The sequence below is a fragment of the Pseudomonas viridiflava genome, from assembly GCF_900184295.1.
In the GTDB taxonomy this organism is placed as follows: domain Bacteria; phylum Pseudomonadota; class Gammaproteobacteria; order Pseudomonadales; family Pseudomonadaceae; genus Aquipseudomonas; species Aquipseudomonas viridiflava.
Map to the genome: position 1 here is coordinate 656,951 of NZ_LT855380.1, position 18,128 is coordinate 675,078.

Annotated in this window: 14 protein-coding genes, 2 tRNA genes and 3 rRNA genes; 12 read left to right on the forward strand and 7 right to left on the reverse strand. The window is 55.3% G+C overall.

The annotated features are described in order from the left end of the window. The first annotated feature begins 106 nt into the window (after nt 1-106). Nucleotides 107-901 (forward strand): adenosylmethionine decarboxylase, encoded by a 795-nt coding sequence (gene speD / locus CFBP1590_RS03180; protein ID WP_004885441.1) that lies wholly within the window; start codon nt 107-109, stop codon nt 899-901. A 78-nt stretch (nt 902-979) separates the two neighbouring features. Here the strand turns inward: speD and coq7 are convergent, their stop codons facing one another. The 5 genes from coq7 to hemJ all read right to left on the reverse strand — a co-directional run bounded on the left by coq7 (nt 980) and on the right by hemJ (nt 4,440). After that, nucleotides 980-1,627, reverse strand: coding sequence for a 2-polyprenyl-3-methyl-6-methoxy-1,4-benzoquinone monooxygenase (gene coq7 / locus CFBP1590_RS03185; protein ID WP_004885443.1), 648 nt, complete (start codon nt 1,625-1,627; stop codon nt 980-982). 116 nt (nt 1,628-1,743) lie between these two features. Continuing rightward, nucleotides 1,744-2,082: a histidine triad nucleotide-binding protein gene (locus tag CFBP1590_RS03190; RefSeq protein WP_003316306.1), complete on the reverse strand. Its 339-nt coding sequence runs from the start codon at nt 2,080-2,082 to the stop codon at nt 1,744-1,746. Nucleotides 2,083-2,176: 94 nt separating this feature from the next. Continuing rightward, nucleotides 2,177-2,953: an SDR family NAD(P)-dependent oxidoreductase gene (locus CFBP1590_RS03195; RefSeq protein ID WP_025995990.1), complete on the reverse strand. Its 777-nt coding sequence runs from the start codon at nt 2,951-2,953 to the stop codon at nt 2,177-2,179. Nucleotides 2,954-3,006: 53 nt separating this feature from the next. Next, nucleotides 3,007-3,906, reverse strand: a complete 900-nt coding sequence (locus CFBP1590_RS03200) for a DUF805 domain-containing protein (protein WP_088234474.1) — start codon at nt 3,904-3,906, stop codon at nt 3,007-3,009. Nucleotides 3,907-4,011: 105 nt separating this feature from the next. Beyond that, complete coding sequence (gene hemJ / locus CFBP1590_RS03205) at nt 4,012-4,440, reverse strand: protoporphyrinogen oxidase HemJ (protein WP_025995992.1); 429 nt, start codon at nt 4,438-4,440, stop codon at nt 4,012-4,014. Between the two features lie 133 nt (nt 4,441-4,573). Here hemJ and argC point away from each other — a divergent pair, with 133 nt between their 5' ends. After that, nucleotides 4,574-5,608, forward strand: a complete 1,035-nt coding sequence (gene argC / locus CFBP1590_RS03210; RefSeq protein WP_025995993.1) for an N-acetyl-gamma-glutamyl-phosphate reductase — start codon at nt 4,574-4,576, stop codon at nt 5,606-5,608. Nucleotides 5,609-5,743: 135 nt separating this feature from the next. Further along, nucleotides 5,744-6,094: an iron-sulfur cluster insertion protein ErpA gene (gene erpA, locus CFBP1590_RS03215; RefSeq protein WP_004885454.1), complete on the forward strand. Its 351-nt coding sequence runs from the start codon at nt 5,744-5,746 to the stop codon at nt 6,092-6,094. Between the two features lie 75 nt (nt 6,095-6,169). Here erpA and CFBP1590_RS03220 read toward each other — a convergent pair whose 3' ends face one another. Both CFBP1590_RS03220 and CFBP1590_RS03225 read right to left on the reverse strand, forming a co-directional pair. Beyond that, on the reverse strand, nt 6,170-7,264 hold the full coding sequence (locus CFBP1590_RS03220; RefSeq protein ID WP_025995994.1) for an anhydro-N-acetylmuramic acid kinase: 1,095 nt from the start codon (nt 7,262-7,264) through the stop codon (nt 6,170-6,172). A 3-nt stretch (nt 7,265-7,267) separates the two neighbouring features. Further along, nucleotides 7,268-8,695 carry a peptidoglycan DD-metalloendopeptidase family protein gene (locus CFBP1590_RS03225; RefSeq protein WP_029243340.1) on the reverse strand — a complete coding sequence of 476 codons (1,428 nt, stop codon included), beginning with the start codon at nt 8,693-8,695 and terminating at the stop codon, nt 7,268-7,270. Nucleotides 8,696-8,898: 203 nt separating this feature from the next. On the opposite strand from CFBP1590_RS03225, the gene tyrS reads away from it, so the two are divergent. The 9 genes from tyrS (at nt 8,899) to CFBP1590_RS03275 (ending at nt 18,102) form a co-directional block, all read left to right on the forward strand. Then, a complete protein-coding gene (tyrS, locus tag CFBP1590_RS03230) occupies nt 8,899-10,110 on the forward strand; it encodes a tyrosine--tRNA ligase (RefSeq protein ID WP_088234475.1) in 1,212 nt (403 codons plus the stop codon). A 504-nt stretch (nt 10,111-10,614) separates the two neighbouring features. Continuing rightward, a 16S ribosomal RNA gene (locus CFBP1590_RS03240) occupies nt 10,615-12,151 on the forward strand. Between the two features lie 96 nt (nt 12,152-12,247). Continuing rightward, nucleotides 12,248-12,324, forward strand: a tRNA-Ile gene (locus tag CFBP1590_RS03245). Nucleotides 12,325-12,368: 44 nt separating this feature from the next. After that, nucleotides 12,369-12,444, forward strand: a tRNA-Ala gene (locus tag CFBP1590_RS03250). Nucleotides 12,445-12,671: 227 nt separating this feature from the next. Further along, nucleotides 12,672-15,564, forward strand: a 23S ribosomal RNA gene (locus CFBP1590_RS03255). A 151-nt stretch (nt 15,565-15,715) separates the two neighbouring features. Then, nucleotides 15,716-15,831, forward strand: a 5S ribosomal RNA gene (gene rrf, locus CFBP1590_RS03260). The 16S, 23S and 5S rRNA genes sit together here with 2 tRNA genes alongside, the layout of an rRNA operon. A 136-nt stretch (nt 15,832-15,967) precedes the next feature. After that, complete coding sequence (gene birA / locus CFBP1590_RS03265; RefSeq protein WP_029241918.1) at nt 15,968-16,927, forward strand: bifunctional biotin--[acetyl-CoA-carboxylase] ligase/biotin operon repressor BirA; 960 nt, start codon at nt 15,968-15,970, stop codon at nt 16,925-16,927. Beyond that, nucleotides 16,917-17,666 (forward strand): pantothenate kinase, encoded by a 750-nt coding sequence (locus tag CFBP1590_RS03270; RefSeq protein ID WP_088234476.1) that lies wholly within the window; start codon nt 16,917-16,919, stop codon nt 17,664-17,666. The genes birA and CFBP1590_RS03270 overlap by 11 nt, the downstream gene beginning before the upstream one ends. 7 nt (nt 17,667-17,673) lie before the next feature. Beyond that, nucleotides 17,674-18,102 carry a hypothetical protein gene (locus tag CFBP1590_RS03275; protein WP_025995603.1) on the forward strand — a complete coding sequence of 143 codons (429 nt, stop codon included), beginning with the start codon at nt 17,674-17,676 and terminating at the stop codon, nt 18,100-18,102. Nucleotides 18,103-18,128: the final 26 nt, after the last annotated feature.

Sequence of the window (18,128 nt, forward strand, 5' to 3'; positions counted from 1 at the left end):
CCAACGCGAAGAGGTGTTAACCGTCCTACGCAGCTGAGCCGGACTCATCTGACGGGCATGCTTGATCACGCGGCCGGCGCCGCACACATATAGAGAGTTTTTAACGGTGAAAAGCAAACTCAAGCTCCACGGGTTCAATAACCTGACCAAGACCTTGAGCTTCAACATTTATGACATCTGCTATGCGGAAACTCCGCAAGACCAGCAGGCTTATGTCGAATACATCAACAGTGTGTATGACGCAGAACGCCTGACGCGGATTCTGACCGATGTTGTCGATATCATTGGTGCCAACATCCTGAACATTGCGCGTCAGGATTACGATCCTCAGGGCGCCAGTGTGACCATTCTGATCTCCGAGCAGCCGGTGACGCCTACCGAAAGCCAGATCGAAGAGTCCCCAGGTCCATTGCCGGAAACCATTCTGGCCCACCTGGACAAGAGCCACATCACAGTTCACACCTACCCGGAGATTCACCCGGTAGACGGCATCGCCACGTTCCGCGTGGATATCGATGTGTCGACCTGTGGCGTCATTTCACCGCTCAAGGCCCTGAACTATCTGATTCACAAGTTCGAGTCGGATATCGTGACGGTCGATTATCGTGTGCGTGGCTTTACCCGTGACGTGGAAGGCAAGAAGCACTTCATCGACCACGAGATCAACTCGATCCAGAACTACCTGTCCGAAGACACCCGCAACGGTTACCAGATGACCGACGTGAACGTGTATCAGGAAAACCTGTTTCACACCAAGATGCTGCTCAAAGAGTTCGAACTGGATAACTACCTGTTCGGCGATGCGACCAGCAACCTGTCCACCGAACAGCGTGAGCAGGTGACCGCGAAGGTCAAGCACGAGATGCTGGAAATCTTCTACGGTCGTAACGTAGCGGTCTGAGTCCAGACTCGGATCGGCCAGCAGCCGTAACTAAAAAAGGCGCCTCTCGAGGGCGCCTTTTTTGTTCATGCGGTTTTGTCAGATGCGGTAAGTGCTCTTGGTCATGACTTTGGCCAGGATACTCATGCCGAACTTGACCGGTGCCGGAAAGCGAAAACCGCCCGCTTCCAGTGCCGATTCTGCGTGATGCTCCTCGTCACTGAGCATCTGTTCGAGAATCGCCCGAGACTTGTTGTCCTCGACGGGCAGTTGTTCCAGATGTTCGCTCAGGTGCTTGCAGACCTGATCTTCAGTCGCTGCAACGAAACCCAGGCTCACCCTGTCGCTGATGATACCGGCCGCTGCACCCATTCCGAATGACAGACCGTAGAACAATGGGTTGAGCACGCTGGTGTGACTGCCCAACTGATGGATGCGTTGTTCGCACCAGACCAGATGGTCGATTTCTTCTTCGGCCGCATGCTCCATGGCCTTGCGCACCTTGGGCAGCTTGGCGGTCAGCGCCTGACCCTGATACAGCGCCTGGGCGCAGACTTCACCTGTATGGTTGATGCGCATCAGGCCCGCGACGTGACGGGAGTCGACATCGCTCATCTTGTGATCAGTCTGCACAACGGCAGGTGACGGCCGACGGGAGTGGCCGCTTGACGGTAGCAACGTGCGCATCGCGCTGTCGGCCTGCAGCAGCAAGCGGTCAATGGGGGAGTAGTGACGTTCGGTAGCCATGGGCACCTCCGGATAGATCCTGAGAAGGAGTTTAACCGAATCAGCGGAGCAGGGTACCGCCTTGCCAGCCTCTCGATGCCGGAAGCTGGAAGGACGTATGGGGCTGGAAAGCTGACTCAGCCCGGCGGCCAGTTCATCTGGCGTTGACCCAGCACGTGCATGTGAATGTGATAAACGGTCTGTCCACCCAGCTCGTTACAGTTCATGACCACACGAAATCCTTCTTCGCAGCCCAGCTCAAGTGCCAGACGCTGCGCCGTGAACAGGATGTGTCCAGCCAGGCCTTTATCTTCTTCGGTCAGATCGTTCAGCGTACGAATCGGCTTCTTGGGAATGACCAGAAAGTGTACCGGGGCCTGAGGGGCGATATCGTGGAACGCCAGCACTTGATCATCTTCGTAGATGATCTTCGCCGGAATTTCCCGATTGATGATCTTGGTGAACAAAGTATCCACAGCCGTATGCTCCTTATCGGTTGATGGTGCGTGCGGGGTATCACCGCTGTCGAGTGTACTGAGCGAGACAGGGCTCGCCCAGCCATTTTGTGGGTCAGCGCGGGCAGCAGGATTTGTTGATGTAACCGCTGATCTGTCTGGCCAGCCAGCGTGAAACCAGTCGCGGGCTGAACGTCCAGAGCCTGTTGCGCCAGCCCGGTATGATGACGGCGCGGTTCTTCGCCAAGGCCCGTACGGTGTACAGCGCAACTTCTTCGGGGCTCATCATCTTGTCGATATTGACCTTGAGCTGAGCGGTACGGAAAAAAGCCGTCCGGGTCGGACCGGGGCAGAGCACCGATACCTTGACCCCGGTTTTCTTCACTTCTTCGCGCAAGCCTTCGGAAAAGTGCAGGACATAAGCCTTGCTCGCGTAATACGTACTCATCCATGGGCCGGGCTGGAATGCAGCCACCGACGCGACATTGAGTATCTGGCCGCCACCCTGAATCGCCATCAGATTGCCGACGGTGTGACACAGACGCGTCAGCGCCAGAATATTCAGGTCGATCAGATCCTGTTCGACGCCCCAGTCCTGCGCGAGGAATGGGCCGCTGCTACCAATACCCGCTGCGTTGACCAGCAGATCGATCTGATGCGCGCCGTCTTCCAGCTCAAGCAGAAACCCGGAAAGCCGAAGAGGCTCGCCCAGATCGCAGGCGCGAAACAGCACTTCCACGCCAAATCGCTGCGTCAGCTCCAGAGCGATGGTTTCCAGATGATCTCGCTGGCGAGCGACCAGAATGAGGCTGCGACCACGGCGCGCCAGTGCTTCGGCCATGGCCAGGCCTATGCCGCTGGATGCACCGGTGATCAGGGCGTAACGGGTCATGCAGTTCTCCATTGAGCGTAGTGCGGTCGGCAGTCTACCGGGCCATGAGCCTTTTATTGCGAGTCGCTTTCGTCTTCAGGCACATTTTCAGTGTCGGCCTGGCTGGATTGGGCGTTGTCGCGTTGCGCTTCATCGTCATAAGGCAGGGACTGCTCGTACTCGTCGGTCTGCACCTCAATTTCTTCCTTGAGTGTGTTCATCCCGCCGAAAATGCCGCTGACGAGGATGACGGGAATCAGCAGCAACCACAGCCCGGCCAGAACCTTGACGCCGCGTGAGTTGGGCGGCTGCGGTGCCCCGTATGGGTTGGGTCCTTTGGTGCCGGGCATGGCAGTCATCACGAAGGGGAAGACACTGCCCACGAAAGGCACGAGATTGAGCAGCAGAAGCCAGCCTGACCAGCCGATGTCGTGCAGCCGCTGAACGCCCATCATTGAGCTGATGACCACGAATACCATCGCAATGATCGCGATCAGCAGCCCGCCGGCGATCAGTGACTGGCTCATGATCGTGATTGCGATGGACAGCAGCGCCAGGCTGGCAGCGCTCAGCACCAGCGTCCATGCTAGGTAACGCAGACGACCGATCCTTCCGTTGATGCTGAATATTTTGAGCGTTGAGTGCTCGGCGAACTCGGCAGTTCCCACGTGTGATCGAGGTGGCGCATAAGGGGAGGCGGGCGCGGGAAGGTCTTTCTCGTTGATGCTCAGGCTGATTGCCGGATCCGGTTCAATCCGCGCCTCGACGCCAGCTTCATACAGCGCCTTTATGTAGTGCTCGGCCTCGTCGTGGGGCAAGCCCCGCTTGAGTGCAACAGGCTGACCGTTGAACAGTTTTTCGACAGCCGCGGTTTCGCTCTTGAACAGACGCGCCAGATTGGCTTTCGCAACCTCGGGCTCTACGCCATCACGCACCTGTCCTTCAAAAACGATCTTGAAGTGGGTTTCGGCCATACAGGGCTTCCTTGTCTTGAAGTGAGAGCGAGCCAGGCGCATCTGCAAAAGGGCAGAGCGCCTGTTATTTGAATGAGACCCGAATGAGCACCATCCAGTCGTGCATCAGAATGGTTTGACGATTACCAGAATGACGATGGCCAGCAGAATCAGGACCGGGATTTCATTGAACCAGCGGTAGAACACATGGCTGCGTCCGTTCTCGCCCCGGGCGAAACGTTTGACCTGCGCGCCGCACACATGGTGGTAACCGATCAGCAACACCACCAGCGTAAGCTTGACGTGCATCCAGCCCTGGCTGAAATATCCGCTTGGATTGAAGCTGATGAGCCAGCCGCCGAAGATCAGGGTCGCGATCATTGCCGGGCCCATGATACCTCTGTACAGCTTGCGCTCCATGATGCAGAAGCGGTCGCGGCTTATGGTGTCTTCGCTCATGGAGTGATAAACGAACAGTCGTGGCAGGTAGAAGAGACCTGCAAACCAGCAGACCATCGAGATGATGTGCAGCGCTTTGATCCATAGATAGAGCATTTTTGGTTATTCCCAGGTTCACGGTGGCCGAATAGTAGAGGCTAGAGTGTCCATACGTCACGTTGTCGGTTGTCGCAGAGGCCATAGGCCCATATTATCGACCGCTTTCCAGTTGTTTCGTTGAGGGCAGGTTATGGTCAAGGTCGGTATCGTCGGCGGCACGGGTTACACCGGAGTCGAGCTGCTGCGTCTGTTGGCACAGCATCCGCAGGCTGAAGTGGTGGTGATTACTTCCCGCTCGGAGGCCGGTCTTCCCGTCGCCGACATGTACCCGAACCTGCGAGGCCATTACGACGGTCTGGCGTTCAGCGTTCCGGATGTTCAAACACTGGGTGCCTGTGACGTGGTGTTCTTCGCGACACCTCATGGCGTTGCCCATGCGCTGGCTGGCGAGTTGCTCGCGGCGGGCACCAAGGTGATCGACCTGTCCGCAGATTTCCGCCTGCAGGACCCTGTCGAGTGGTCGAAGTGGTACGGCCAGCCGCACGGCGCACCTGAATTGTTGCAGGATGCGGTCTACGGCCTGCCGGAAGTCAATCGTGAGCAAATCAAGAATGCTCGCTTGATTGCGGTTCCTGGCTGCTACCCGACTGCAACCCAGTTGGGTTTCCTGCCGTTGCTGGAAGCAGGCATTGCCGATAACACGCGTTTGATTGCCGACTGCAAGTCGGGTGTCAGTGGTGCCGGGCGTGGTCTGAGCATCGGTTCCTTGTACTCGGAAGCCAACGAAAGCTTCAAGGCCTATGCCGTCAAAGGTCATCGTCATCTGCCCGAAATCACTCAGGGGCTTCGCCGCGCGGCGGGTGGTGACGTCGGTCTGACCTTCGTCCCGCATCTGGTGCCGATGATCCGTGGTATTCACTCCACGCTTTACGCGACAGTCACCGACACGTCGGTCGATCTGCAGGCGCTGTTCGAGAAGCGTTACGCCGATGAACCGTTCGTGGACGTAATGCCTGCAGGCAGCCATCCGGAAACACGCAGCGTGCGCGGTGCAAACGTCTGCCGTATCGCCGTGCATCGTCCGCAGGGCGGTGATCTGGTCGTCGTGCTCTCGGTCATCGACAACCTGGTCAAGGGCGCGTCGGGTCAGGCGGTGCAGAACATGAACATCCTGTTTGGTCTGGACGAACGGCTGGGCCTGTCCCACGCCGGTATGATGCCGTAAGACTCGGGATCAAGCGGCAAGCGGGGTGCTGCTCCATTTGCCGCTGCTCTGCAAATAGTTGACCGATTTTCTAGGACAAGCGGATAATGCCCGTCATTACGCATTACGACGGCTTATCGCCGGGAGATATCTGACATGAGTGTCGAATCCTTCACTCCGACGGCTTTGGAATTCACCCCAGGTGCAGCGCACAAGGTGAAATCCCTGGTCGATGAAGAGGGCAATGATCGCCTTAAACTACGTGTCTTCGTGACGGGGGGCGGTTGTTCCGGCTTCCAGTATGGCTTCACATTTGATGAAGACGTTGCAGACGACGACACCATCGTCGAACGCGAAGGCGTCAGTCTGGTGGTCGATCCGATGAGCTTCCAGTACTTGGCGGGTGCCGAGGTGGACTATCAGGAAGGACTGGAAGGCTCGCGCTTCGTGATCAAGAACCCGAATGCTTCCACGACCTGTGGTTGCGGTTCGTCGTTCTCTATCTGATCGTACGCTGCAGTTACAAAAACGCCGCTCATTGAGCGGCGTTTTTCGTTCTGGCGCTTTGGATCAGCCGGGGCATCAGGCCGGGTAGATAGCACCCAGCACTCGCAGACCTTTGGCACCGGTCACCGTAGGACGGTTGGCCGGTACGCTTTCCAGACAGCAATGCGCCAGCCAGGCAAACGCCATGGCTTCCACCCAGTCAGGATCGACGCCGAACTTCGCGGTGCTGCTGACACGTGTATCGGGTAACAACTCGGCCAGTCGATTCATCAACGCAGTGTTGTGAGCGCCGCCGCCGCAGACCAGCAGTTCCATCGTGCTCGACTGAGCCGACTGCAGAGATTCGGTAATGGTCAGCGCGGTCAGTTCAAGCAATGTCGCCTGGACGTTTTCCGGTGCCAGGGTTGGCAACTGGAACAGATGATGATGCAGCCAGCCGAGGTTGAACACTTCGCGGCCAGTGCTCTTCGGACCCTTGGTCAGGAAGAACTGGTCGCTCAACAACGTCTTCAACAACGCCGCATCTACCTGTCCGCTGGCGGCCCAGGCGCCATCCTTGTCATAGCTCAGATTGCGCTGCGACTGAATCCAGGCATCGAGCAAGACATTGCCCGGGCCGCAATCGAAACCGGTCACCGGGCGATCGGACTCGATCAGACTCAGGTTGCTGAACCCGCCGATGTTGAGTACTGCGCGGTGTTCCTTGTTGTCATCGAACAACGCTTCGTGGAAGGCCGGGACCAAGGGTGCGCCCTGGCCTCCTGCTGCGATGTCACGACGGCGGAAGTCACTGACGACCGTGATTTCGGTCAGCTCGGCCAGCAACGCAGGGTTGCCGATCTGGATGCTGAAACCGCGTGCCGGCTCGTGGCGGATAGTCTGACCGTGGCTGCCGATTGCTCGGATCTGGCCGGCGACCATGTTTTGTTCTTCCAGCAGTTGCAAAACACCCTTGGCAACCAGATGGCACCACTTCTGCTCGGCAATTGCCGCGCGCGTCAGTTCATCCGTGCCACTGGAGCAGAGACCCAGCAATTCCGCATGCAGGTCTTCCGGCATGGGAATGTAGTGGGTTGCCAGAAGTCTTGGTCGGTCGTCTTGCTCCAATAGGGCGATATCAATCCCATCGAGGCTGCTGCCGGACATCACACCTATATAGAAGAAGGCCATGGATTACCTTTTATTCGAGGCCAGCGTGGTGGCCTTTTCCTGATCCATGCGCGCCATCAAAGGTTGGCTTTGCTGCATGAACCGCTGCTTTTCGGACTTGGCGATAGGATCCGCCATCGGAAGTTTCTGGCCCAGTGGGTCGACATGTACGCCGTTGACCTGGAATTCGTAGTGCAAATGCGGGCCTGTCGACAAGCCGGTTGTTCCAATATAGCCGATCACCTGACCTTGCTTCACCGATGAGCCGGTTTGTACGCCTTTGGCGAAGCCCTGCATGTGGCCGTACAGCGTGCGGTAGGTATCGCCGTGCTGGATGATCACGGTATTGCCGTAGCCGCCGCGACGACCTGCGAGAAGGACTTTGCCATCGCCGGTTGCCTTGATAGGTGTACCACGTGGCGCTGCGTAATCGACGCCTTTGTGGGCGCGGATCTTGTTGAGGATCGGGTGTTGGCGACCCATGGAGAACATCGAACTGATGCGGGCGAAGTCCACCGGAGTACGGATGAACGCCTTGCGCATGCTGTTGCCATCGGCGGTGTAGTAATTGGTGTTGCCCTGCTTGTTGGTGTAACGAACCGCTGTGTAGGTCTTGCCGCGGTTGGTAAAGCGGGCGGACAGGATATTGCCGGTGCCGACGGGCTTGCCGTTGACGACTTTCTGCTCGTAGACCACGTCGAATTCGTCACCCTTGCGAATGTCCTGGGCGAAGTCGATGTCGTAGCCGAAGATGTTGGCCATGTCCATCGTCATACTGTGAGTCAGCCCTGCACGCTGCGCGGATTGCGAGAGCGAGCTGTTGATCACGCCATGGACGTACGCGTTACGAACGTTGGGCTTGCTGACTTCGCGGCTGAACGTGAAACCGCTGGCCGATTTGGACAGGCTGATGGTCTCGAGCTCGCTGAGCTTGGTGTGTAATTGCTTGAGCTGACCATCCGGCGTGAGCTCGAACTGCAGGATCTGGCCGTTCTGCAGCTTGCTGAACTCCTTGGACTGCTTGTCGCTGGCCAGTACTTCATGGACGGTCGTTGCCGGAAGACCCACCTTTTCGAACAGGGTGGACAGGGTATCGCCCTTGGCGACTACGACTTCACGATGATTCGGGTTCTTGGCTGCTTCCGGCGCCGGTTTGGCTGGCTCGGGCTGCTTGCTGGCGGTCTCGGCGGTCTGTTCATCGCCATTGTCGATCTGAGCGAAGGGCGATTCGGAGTTTTCAGGTGTGGCTTGAGCGGCTTGCGGAGCGTCTTGGTCTTGTGCGTTCGGATCTGTGGGCATTTCCAGATCGAGCGCCAGATTGGTTCGTTTGGCTTCAACTTCGCTGGATGGGAAAACGAGGAGAGCCAGGCTCAGCAGGGCAGCAATGCCGCTTGCAGCGAGCAGGTGACTCTTCGGATAAAGCGGGGGCGCTTTAGGCGGTGTGTCTATCATAGGTAATTTTGACTTTGAAAAAGGTGAAATGGAAAAGATGAATGACATGATGAAGATGAAATAACTGTATAAAATATAACCAAAAGCTGCCCGAAGCAACCCTCCCCACGAATCCCTTCTGGAATCGTAGGTGTGCGCTGGGCAAAAACTTGTAATTGGGCTCTGATCTTGTATGGTTGGTTCCCTTTAAATTGGGGGCTGATATGAAGTCGGTTGAAGAGCAGCTGGCGCTGATCAAGCGCGGCGCGGATGAACTCCTGGTCGAGGCCGAACTGGTCGCCAAACTCAAGCGCGGCCAGCCGCTACGCATCAAGGCCGGTTTCGATCCGACGGCACCCGACCTGCACCTGGGTCATACCGTCCTTATTAACAAGCTGCGCCAGTTCCAGGACCTGGGTCATCAGGTCATCTTCCTTATAGGTGACTTCACCGGCATGATCGGTGACCCGAGCGGCAAGAGCGCCACTCGTCCGCCATTGACCCGTGAGCAGGTTCTGGACTACGCCGAGACCTATAAGGCTCAGGTGTTCAAGATTCTCGATCCTGCCAAAACCGAGGTGGCGTTCAACTCCACCTGGATGGACAAGCTCAGTCCTGCCGACTTCATTCGTCTGTCTTCGCAGTACACGGTCGCGCGCATGCTCGAGCGTGATGATTTCGACAAGCGCTATAAAGGCAGTCAGCCGATCGCGATTCACGAATTCCTCTATCCGCTGGTTCAGGGCTACGACTCGGTCGCGCTGCGCGCCGATATCGAGCTGGGCGGTACCGACCAGAAATTCAACCTGCTGATGGGACGTGAGCTTCAGCGCGCTTATGGGCAGGAGCCGCAGTGCATCCTGACCATGCCGTTGCTCGAAGGGCTGGATGGCGTCAAGAAGATGTCCAAGTCGCTGGGTAACTATGTCGGTATCCAGGAAGCACCGGGCATCATGTACAACAAGCTGGTATCGATGCCTGACTCCTTGATGTGGCGCTACTTCGAGCTGCTGAGCTTCCGCAGCATGGAAGAGATCGAGGGCTTCAAGGCTGATTGCGAGGCGGGTGCCAATCCGCGTGACATCAAGATCAAGCTGGCTGAAGAACTGGTCGCGCGTTTTCACGGCGAAGAAGCTGCGGCCAATGCGCACCGCTCTGCGGGTAACCGTATGAAGGAAGGCGAGCTGCCTGACGATCTGCCGGAGATATCGGTAGGGGCTGCTGAAGACATGCCGATCTCGGCCGTCCTTAATAAGGCGGGCCTGGTAAAGAACGCAGCAGTTGCTCGTGATCTGTTGGCTTCCGGTGGTGTGCGTATAGATGGAGAGGTCGTGGATCGCGGCTTTATCTTCAAGCTGGGTTCGACGCATGTCTGCCAGGCCGGCAAGAAGGCTTTTGGGCGCGTTACGCTGGTTTCTGAAGAAAGTTCAAAATAACGGTTGACGCGCTCGTTGAGGTGTCTATAATTCGCCCCACTTCCGGCGCAGACGGAAACGAAAAAGCCTTGTAGTTCAATGAGTTACAAGGGTTTATCGGATGAGGTCAGCGAGGAAGTCGGTCGAGTTTGTCTGAATCGACAGCGGTGAGAAAAAAGAGTTTGACACGCGGTTGTAACGCTGTAGAATTCGCCTCCCGCTGACGAGCAACGCAGAGTTGATCGAAGCGCAAGTGATTGAAGTTGATAAGGAAACTTGGAAAACTTCAGAAAATAATCGCTTGACAGTTACAGAGGACGCTGTAGAATGCGCGCCTCGGTTGAGACGAAAGGCTCAACCCACCGCTCTTTAACAACTGAATCAAGCAATTCGTGTGGGTGCTTGTGGTGTCAGACTGAAGTCAACAGATTATCAGCAACCCAAGTTACTCCGCGAGAAATCAACGATGTAACCAACGATTGCTGAGCCAAGTTTAGGGTTTTCTCAAAACCCAGTTAGATGTTTGAACTGAAGAGTTTGATCATGGCTCAGATTGAACGCTGGCGGCAGGCCTAACACATGCAAGTCGAGCGGTAGAGAGAAGCTTGCTTCTCTTGAGAGCGGCGGACGGGTGAGTAATGCCTAGGAATCTGCCTGGTAGTGGGGGATAACGCTCGGAAACGGACGCTAATACCGCATACGTCCTACGGGAGAAAGCAGGGGACCTTCGGGCCTTGCGCTATCAGATGAGCCTAGGTCGGATTAGCTAGTTGGTGAGGTAATGGCTCACCAAGGCGACGATCCGTAACTGGTCTGAGAGGATGATCAGTCACACTGGAACTGAGACACGGTCCAGACTCCTACGGGAGGCAGCAGTGGGGAATATTGGACAATGGGCGAAAGCCTGATCCAGCCATGCCGCGTGTGTGAAGAAGGTCTTCGGATTGTAAAGCACTTTAAGTTGGGAGGAAGGGCAGTAACCTAATACGTTATTGTTTTGACGTTACCGACAGAATAAGCACCGGCTAACTCTGTGCCAGCAGCCGCGGTAATACAGAGGGTGCAAGCGTTAATCGGAATTACTGGGCGTAAAGCGCGCGTAGGTGGTTTGTTAAGTTGAATGTGAAATCCCCGGGCTCAACCTGGGAACTGCATCCAAAACTGGCAAGCTAGAGTAGGGCAGAGGGTGGTGGAATTTCCTGTGTAGCGGTGAAATGCGTAGATATAGGAAGGAACACCAGTGGCGAAGGCGACCACCTGGGCTCATACTGACACTGAGGTGCGAAAGCGTGGGGAGCAAACAGGATTAGATACCCTGGTAGTCCACGCCGTAAACGATGTCAACTAGCCGTTGGAATCCTTGAGATTTTAGTGGCGCAGCTAACGCATTAAGTTGACCGCCTGGGGAGTACGGCCGCAAGGTTAAAACTCAAATGAATTGACGGGGGCCCGCACAAGCGGTGGAGCATGTGGTTTAATTCGAAGCAACGCGAAGAACCTTACCAGGCCTTGACATCCAATGAATCCTTTAGAGATAGAGGAGTGCCTTCGGGAGCATTGAGACAGGTGCTGCATGGCTGTCGTCAGCTCGTGTCGTGAGATGTTGGGTTAAGTCCCGTAACGAGCGCAACCCTTGTCCTTAGTTACCAGCACGTTAAGGTGGGCACTCTAAGGAGACTGCCGGTGACAAACCGGAGGAAGGTGGGGATGACGTCAAGTCATCATGGCCCTTACGGCCTGGGCTACACACGTGCTACAATGGTCGGTACAGAGGGTTGCCAAGCCGCGAGGTGGAGCTAATCTCACAAAACCGATCGTAGTCCGGATCGCAGTCTGCAACTCGACTGCGTGAAGTCGGAATCGCTAGTAATCGCGAATCAGAATGTCGCGGTGAATACGTTCCCGGGCCTTGTACACACCGCCCGTCACACCATGGGAGTGGGTTGCACCAGAAGTAGCTAGTCTAACCTTCGGGAGGACGGTTACCACGGTGTGATTCATGACTGGGGTGAAGTCGTAACAAGGTAGCCGTAGGGGAACCTGCGGCTGGATCACCTCCTTAATCGACGACTCAGCTGCACCATAAGCACCCACACGAATTGCTTGATTCATTGAAGAAGACGATTAGAAGCAGCTTTTGCTTTGCACACCCTATATTGGGTCTGTAGCTCAGTTGGTTAGAGCGCACCCCTGATAAGGGTGAGGTCGGCAGTTCGAATCTGCCCAGACCCACCAGTTACCTGGTGAAGTTGGTCAGAGCGCGTACGACACCCGGTTACGGGGCCATAGCTCAGCTGGGAGAGCGCCTGCCTTGCACGCAGGAGGTCAGCGGTTCGATCCCGCTTGGCTCCACCATTTACTGCTTCTGTAAAGCTTAGAAATGAGCATTTCCTTCGGATGAAGGCTAAATGTTGATTTCTAGTCTTTGATTAGATCGTTCTTTAAAAATTTGGGTATGTGATAGAAAGAAATAGACTGTTGACCACTTTCACTGGTGGTGAACAGGCTAAGGTAAAGTTTGTGAGAACAAACTTTCGGCGAATGTCGTCTTCACAGTATAACCAGATTGCTTGGGGTTATATGGTCAAGTGAAGAAGCGCATACGGTGGATGCCTTGGCAGTCAGAGGCGATGAAAGACGTGGTAGCCTGCGAAAAGCTTCGGGGAGTCGGCAAACAGACTGTGATCCGGAGATGTCTGAATGGGGGAACCCAGCCATCATAAGATGGTTACCTTACACTGAATACATAGGTGTATGGAGCGAACCAGGGGAACTGAAACATCTAAGTACCCTGAGGAAAAGAAATCAACCGAGATTCCCTTAGTAGTGGCGAGCGAACGGGGACCAGCCCTTAAGTTGGATTGAGAGTAGCGGAACGCTCTGGAAAGTGCGGCCATAGTGGGTGATAGCCCTGTACGCGAAAGTCTCTTTGCAATGAAATCGAGTAGGACGGGGCACGAGAAACCTTGTCTGAATATGGGGGGACCATCCTCCAAGGCTAAATACTACTGACTGACCGATAGTGAACCAGTACCGTGAGGGAAAGGCGAAAAGAACCGCGGAGAGCGGAGTGAAATAGATCCTGAAACCGTATGCGTACAAGCAGTGGGAGCCCACTTTGTTGGGTGACTGCGTACCTTTTGTATAATGGGTCAGCGACTTATTTTCAGTGGCAAGCTTAACCGAATAGGGGAGGCGTAGCGAAAGCGAGTCTTAATAGGGCGTCTAGTCGCTGGGAATAGACCCGAAACCGGGCGATCTATCCATGGGCAGGTTGAAGGTTAGGTAACACTGACTGGAGGACCGAACCGACTACCGTTGAAAAGTTAGCGGATGACCTGTGGATCGGAGTGAAAGGCTAATCAAGCTCGGAGATAGCTGGTTCTCCTCGAAAGCTATTTAGGTAGCGCCTCATGTATCACTGTAGGGGGTAGAGCACTGTTTCGGCTAGGGGGTCATCCCGACTTACCAAACCGATGCAAACTCCGAATACCTACAAGTGCCGAGCATGGGAGACACACGGCGGGTGCTAACGTCCGTCGTGAAAAGGGAAACAACCCAGACCGTCAGCTAAGGTCCCAAAGTCATGGTTAAGTGGGAAACGATGTGGGAAGGCTTAGACAGCTAGGAGGTTGGCTTAGAAGCAGCCACCCTTTAAAGAAAGCGTAATAGCTCACTAGTCGAGTCGGCCTGCGCGGAAGATGTAACGGGGCTCAAACCATGCACCGAAGCTACGGGTATCATCTTTTGATGATGCGGTAGAGGAGCGTTCTGTAAGCCTGTGAAGGTGAGTTGAGAAGCTTGCTGGAGGTATCAGAAGTGCGAATGCTGACATGAGTAACGACAATGGGTGTGAAAAACACCCACGCCGAAAGACCAAGGTTTCCTGCGCAACGTTAATCGACGCAGGGTTAGTCGGTCCCTAAGGCGAGGCTGAAAAGCGTAGTCGATGGAAAACAGGTTAATATTCCTGTACTTCTGGTTATTGCGATGGAGGGACGGAGAAGGCTAGGCCAGCCTGGCGTTGGTTGTCCAGGTTTAAGGTGGTAGGCTGAGATCTTAGGTAAATCCGGGGTCTCAAGGCCGAGAGCTGATGACGAGTGTCCTTTAGGACACGAAGTGGTTGATGCCATGCTTCCAAGAAAAGCTTCTAAGCTTCAGGTAACCAGGAACCGTACCCCAAACCGACACAGGTGGTTGGGTAGAGAATACCAAGGCGCTTGAGAGAACTCGGGTGAAGGAACTAGGCAAAATGGCACCGTAACTTCGGGAGAAGGTGCGCCGGTGAGGGTGAAGCATTTACTGCGTAAGCCCACGCCGGTCGAAGATACCAGGCCGCTGCGACTGTTTATTAAAAACACAGCACTCTGCAAACACGAAAGTGGACGTATAGGGTGTGACGCCTGCCCGGTGCCGGAAGGTTAATTGATGGGGTTAGCGCAAGCGAAGCTCTTGATCGAAGCCCCGGTAAACGGCGGCCGTAACTATAACGGTCCTAAGGTAGCGAAATTCCTTGTCGGGTAAGTTCCGACCTGCACGAATGGCGTAACGATGGCGGCGCTGTCTCCACCCGAGACTCAGTGAAATTGAAATCGCTGTGAAGATGCAGTGTATCCGCGGCTAGACGGAAAGACCCCGTGAACCTTTACTATAGCTTTGCACTGGACTTTGAATTTGCTTGTGTAGGATAGGTGGGAGGCTTTGAAGCGTGGACGCCAGTCTGCGTGGAGCCAACCTTGAAATACCACCCTGGCAACTTTGAGGTTCTAACTCAGGTCCGTTATCCGGATCGAGGACAGTGTATGGTGGGTAGTTTGACTGGGGCGGTCTCCTCCTAAAGAGTAACGGAGGAGTACGAAGGTGCGCTCAGACCGGTCGGAAATCGGTCGTAGAGTATAAAGGCAAAAGCGCGCTTGACTGCGAGACAGACACGTCGAGCAGGTACGAAAGTAGGTCTTAGTGATCCGGTGGTTCTGTATGGAAGGGCCATCGCTCAACGGATAAAAGGTACTCCGGGGATAACAGGCTGATACCGCCCAAGAGTTCATATCGACGGCGGTGTTTGGCACCTCGATGTCGGCTCATCACATCCTGGGGCTGAAGCCGGTCCCAAGGGTATGGCTGTTCGCCATTTAAAGTGGTACGCGAGCTGGGTTTAGAACGTCGTGAGACAGTTCGGTCCCTATCTGCCGTGGACGTTTGAGATTTGAGAGGGGCTGCTCCTAGTACGAGAGGACCGGAGTGGACGAACCTCTGGTGTTCCGGTTGTCACGCCAGTGGCATTGCCGGGTAGCTATGTTCGGAAAAGATAACCGCTGAAAGCATCTAAGCGGGAAACTTGCCTCAAGATGAGATCTCACTGGAACCTTGAGTTCCCTGAAGGGCCGTCGAAGACTACGACGTTGATAGGTTGGGTGTGTAAGCGCTGTGAGGCGTTGAGCTAACCAATACTAATTGCCCGTGAGGCTTGACCATATAACACCCAAGCAATCTGCGACTCGAACGAGCACAGATTGCGGTGACTGTGAAGACGACACGAACCGAAAGTTTGCGTCACGAACGATACCGATATCACATACCCAATTTGCTGAATCGCGCCGCACGGCACGCTTCGGTACCCGAATTTCTTGACGACCATAGAGCATTGGAACCACCTGATCACATCCCGAACTCAGCAGTGAAACGATGCATCGCCGATGGTAGTGTGGGGTTTCCCCATGTGAGAGTAGGTCATCGTCAAGATTCAATTCCAGAACCCCTCATCGCTCACGCGGTGAGGGGTTTTGTCTTTTCTGCGTTTCAAAAATCCAGCGTTCGTTTCTATGCAGCGTGCTTCCGCGTGGCTATCATGCGTGCCTTATTGCAAGGCGATCCTTACATGTTGACGTTGTTGAAGCTTATTGCTGATGGGGCCTTTCATTCAGGACAGGTCTTGGGAGATGCCCTCGGAATCAGCCGAAGCGCGGTCTGGAAACAGCTTCAACTGCTCGAGACGGATCTGGGTATCGAAATTCATAAGGTACGTGGGCGTGGTTATAAGCTATCCACGCCTGTGTCTTTGCTGGATGGCGACGCGTTGTCGCGTCTAGGCCTTCCCGATGGCTGGACTTTTCATACGCTCGACTCTGTTGACTCAACCAATGCCGAAGCTGCACGGCTTATCTCTCGTGATTGCAGCATGCCTGCTCTCGTTCTGGCTGAGCGACAAAGCTCAGGCAGGGGGCGTCGTGGTCGTAAGTGGGTAAGCCCTTTTGCGGCCAACATGTACTACAGCCTTGCGCTGCGTATCGACGGCGGTATGCGCCAGTTGGAGGGGTTGAGCCTACTCATAGGTCTTGCCGTCATGACTGTGCTTCGCGATATGGGCGTTGAGCGTGCAGGCCTTAAATGGCCCAACGATGTCCTCGTAGGTAGAAAGAAGATCGCCGGAATACTGCTTGAGTTGATCGGAGACCCTGCTGACGTCTGTCACGTGATCATAGGCGTGGGGGTCAACGTAAATATGCAGCTTTGCGCCGAGGTTGATCAGTCCTGGACGTCTATCCGTCTCGAGACCGGTGCCCTTGTGGATCGCAATGAGCTGGCTGTTCGCATGAGTCAAAAGATTGAGTCGTATCTGGTTGAGCATCGTCAAAAGGGATTCGAGGCATTTCGTGATGAGTGGGAGTGTGGTCACTTGTGGCAGGGCTCGGCCGTCACGTTGCTCTCGGGTGTCGAGCCTGTAAACGGTATTGTCTTGGGTATCGATGCGCTCGGCGCATTGCGTTTGGAAGTGGATGGCGTGGAAAAAAGCTTTAGCGGTGGTGAGCTCAGCCTGAGGTTGCGCGATGATTCTTGAACTTGACTGTGGCAACAGCTTCATCAAGTGGCGTGTAACCTCGCGAGGCGATGCTGCGGTACTGGCGGGTGGTGTCGTCGATTCGGACAGTGCCTTGCTGGGCAATCTACAGAAGCTGCCGGGCCTAGCGTTGAGTCATTGTCGTCTGGTGAGTGTGCGCAACGCTGTAGAGACGGAGGCGCTGGTGTCGATACTTGCCAGTGAATTCGCTGTCAGTCCGGTCTGCGCTTTGCCAGCGCGTGAGCTGGCAGGCGTCGTGAACGGCTATGAGGAATTCGAGCGACTTGGGCTTGATCGCTGGCTGGCCTTTGTCGGTGCCTACCATGGCGTTCGAAAGGCTTGTCTGGTCATCGATCTCGGTACTGCTGTCACTTCTGACTTCGTGGCTTCTGATGGCAAGCACCTGGGCGGTTTCATATGCCCGGGCATGCCTCTGATGCGTGATCAGCTGCGCACCCACACACGTCGTATAAGGTATGACGATGCAACAGCGCAGCGAGCTCTTACGGATCTCGTTCCCGGTCGTTCTACTGCTGAGGCGGTAGAGCGTGGCTGCTCTCTGATGATTCGTGGTTTTGCGATGACGCAGCTGGAAATTGCGCGAGAATATTGGGGCGAGGATTTTGCCGTATTCATCACGGGCGGTGATGCGAGTCTTATCGCCGATGTTATCCCGGGCGCTCGTATTGTTCCTGATCTGGTTTTTGTCGGTCTGGCCTTGGCTTGCCCGCTGCCCTGAGGTTTCTATGCGTTGGTTGTTTCTTCTTCTGTTGATGTTGAATGGCTTCTACTACATCTGGCATCAACAAGAGGCGCCTCTGCGGGCGAAGGAAGTGCTTCCGCTGGCATTGCATCGCGCTGCGCAGCAGGACATACGCTTGCTGAGTGAGTCTGATCCTGCGCATCTGCCCCGAGATGCCGATTCGAACTGCCTTTACCTGGGCGGTTTCTCACGCCAGGAAGACGCTCGCGCGGTGGAGCAGCGGCTCAATAGCCTGGATATCCAGTCGCAGTTCCAGGCTCTGCAGCCCGGCGCCGGTGCGGGTTACTGGCTGAAAATCGCGCCTGAAAGTCGACGTCTTGTCGAGTCTGGAGTCATTAACCAGCTGGCTCAGGACTTCCCTCAGTTAAAAAACAAAATAATGTCATGTGAAGGCATTGCAACTGCAGAATAGTTTGCATAGAATGGCGCCCGCTTCGC